We start from the raw sequence: 2341 nt of genomic DNA, 5'->3' as shown, positions 1-2341 counted from the left end.
CCCTTGGGACCGACTACAGCCCCAGGATGCGACGAGCCGACATCGAGGTGCCAAACCTCCCCGTCGATGTGAACTCTTGGGGGAGATAAGCCTGTTATCCCCAGGGTAGCTTTTATCCGTTGAGCGATGGCCCTTCCATACGGTACCACCGGATCACTAAGCCCGACTTTCGTCCCTGCTCGAGTTGTAGCTCTCGCAGTCAAGCTCCCTTATACCTTTACACTCTGCGAATGATTTCCAACCATTCTGAGGGAACCTTTGGGCGCCTCCGTTACCTTTTAGGAGGCGACCGCCCCAGTCAAACTGCCCGTCAGACACTGTCTCCGATAGGGATAACCTATCTGGGTTAGAGTAGCCATAACACAAGGGTAGTATCCCAACAGCGCCTCATTTGAAACTGGCGTCCCAAATTCTCCGGCTCCTACCTATCCTGTACATGTGGTACAGATACTCAATATCAAACTGCAGTAAAGCTCCATGGGGTCTTTCCGTCCTGTCGCGGGTAACCTGCATCTTCACAGGTACTAAAATTTCACCGAGTCTCTCGTTGAGACAGTGCCCAAATCATTACGCCTTTCGTGCGGGTCGGAACTTACCCGACAAGGAATTTCGCTACCTTAGGACCGTTATAGTTACGGCCGCCGTTTACTGGGGCTTCAATTCATACCTTCGCTTACGCTAAGCACTCCTCTTAACCTTCCAGCACCGGGCAGGCGTCACCCCCTATACATCATCTTACGATTTAGCAGAGAGCTGTGTTTTTGATAAACAGTTGCTTGGGCCTATTCACTGCGGCTGTCTCTAGACAGCACCCCTTCTCCCGAAGTTACGGGGTCATTTTGCCGAGTTCCTTAACGAGAGTTCTCTCGATCACCTGAGGCTACTCGCCTCGACTACCTGTGTCGGTTTGCGGTACGGGTAGAGTATAATTATCGCTAGAAGATTTTCTTGGCAGCGTGACATCACTAACTTCGCTACTTTATTTCGCTCCCCATAACAGCTCAATGTTATAGAGATAAGCATTTGACTCATCTCACACCTCACTGCTTAGCCGGACTCTTCCAATCGTCCGGTTTAGTTAGCCTTCTGCGTCCCTCCTTCACTATATACTCTAGTACAGGAATATCAACCTGTTGTCCATCGGATACACCTTTCGGTCTCTCCTTAGGTCCCGACTAACCCAGGGCGGACGAGCCTTCCCCTGGAAACCTTAGTCTTACGGTGGACAGGATTCTCACCTGTCTTGCGCTACTCATACCGGCATTCTCACTTCTATGCGTTCCAGCGCTCCTCACGGTACACCTTCTTCACACATAGAACGCTCTCCTACCATGACACTATAGTGTCATCCACAGCTTCGGTAATATGTTTTAGCCCCGGTACATTTTCGGCGCAGGGTCACTCGACTAGTGAGCTATTACGCACTCTTTGAATGAATAGCTGCTTCTAAGCTAACATCCTAGTTGTCTGTGCAACCCCACATCCTTTTCCACTTAACATATATTTGGGGACCTTAGCTGGTGGTCTGGGCTGTTTCCCTTTCGACTACGGATCTTAGCACTCGCAGTCTGACTGCCGATGATATCTCGTTGGCATTCGGAGTTTATCTGAGATTGGTAATCCGGGATGGACCCCTCACCCAAACAGTGCTCTACCTCCAAGAGACTTAACATCGACGCTAGCCCTAAAGCTATTTCGGAGAGAACCAGCTATCTCCAAGTTCGTTTGGAATTTCTCCGCTACCCACAAGTCATCCAAGCACTTTTCAACGTGCCCTGGTTCGGTCCTCCAGTGAGTTTTACCTCACCTTCAACCTGCTCATGGGTAGGTCACATGGTTTCGGGTCTACACCATGATACTATTGCGCCCTATTAAGACTCGGTTTCCCTACGGCTCCGTCTCTTCAACTTAACCTCGCATCATAGCGTAACTCGCCGGTTCATTCTACAAAAGGCACGCTCTCACCCATTAACGGGCTCGAACTTGTTGTAGGCACACGGTTTCAGGTTCTATTTCACTCCCCTCCCGGGGTGCTTTTCACCTTTCCCTCACGGTACTGGTTCACTATCGGTCACTAGAGAGTATTTAGGGTTGGGAGATGGTCCTCCCTGCTTCCGACGAGATTTCGCGTGTCTCGCCGTACTCAGGATACTGCTAAGGCTAATTGTCATTTCAAATACGAGGCTGTTACTCTCTCTGGCTGACCTTCCCAAGTCATTCTTTTATGTCGCTTAGTCCTATAGCGCAGTCCTACAACCCCGAGGAGTAAACTCCTCGGTTTGCCCTACTGCCGTTTCGCTCGCCGCTACTAAGGCAATCGCGTTTGCTTTCTCTTCCTGCA

General features: G+C 50.4%; 1 rRNA gene. It reads right to left on the bottom strand.

Going from position 1 to position 2341, the window contains the following annotated elements:
• Positions 1-2341 (bottom strand): 23S ribosomal RNA (locus tag A3IA_RS0108885); the annotation flags it as partial.

Source organism: Streptococcus thoraltensis DSM 12221 (genome assembly GCF_000380145.1).
GTDB classification, from domain to species: Bacteria; Bacillota; Bacilli; order Lactobacillales; family Streptococcaceae; genus Streptococcus; species Streptococcus thoraltensis.
The sequence above is the reverse complement of the archived record's forward strand: the minus strand, read 5'-3'. Positions and strand labels throughout refer to the sequence as shown.